The sequence below is a fragment of the Pseudoalteromonas sp. SIMBA_162 genome (assembly GCF_046535955.1).
GTDB classification, from domain to species: Bacteria; Pseudomonadota; Gammaproteobacteria; order Enterobacterales; family Alteromonadaceae; genus Pseudoalteromonas; species Pseudoalteromonas marina.
This window is the reverse complement of the sequence record NZ_JAWJBQ010000350.1, coordinates 1-275: the sequence shown is the minus strand read 5'-3', so window position 1 is coordinate 275 and position 275 is coordinate 1. Positions and strand designations below refer to the sequence as shown.

Sequence of the window (275 nt, the reverse complement as noted above, 5' to 3'; positions counted from 1 at the left end):
CATTATCAACAATTGGTTCTTTTGCTACGCCATCTTACAATGTCGCTACTGCATTTCGAATGCTACGCTTCCCTTTAATCATTTTAGCTGGAACATTCGGCTTATTAGGATTAGCAGTAGGGATTATTTTAATTCTGAATCATATGATTGCTTTACGTTCTTTCAGTGTTCCATATATGATTCCCTTTTCACCAGGAAATGTATCCTCTGCGAAAGATTCAATCTTAAGAGCGCCGTTAAATTGGCTGAAAAATCGTCCGAAAGAAATTAATCCG

At 37.1% G+C, this 275-nt stretch carries 1 protein-coding gene; it reads left to right on the top strand.

Annotated features, from left to right (window positions below; genetic code table 11):
* Positions 1-275: spore germination protein (locus R0J88_RS19990; RefSeq protein WP_410900874.1), on the top strand; the 275-nt coding region annotated here is incomplete at both ends.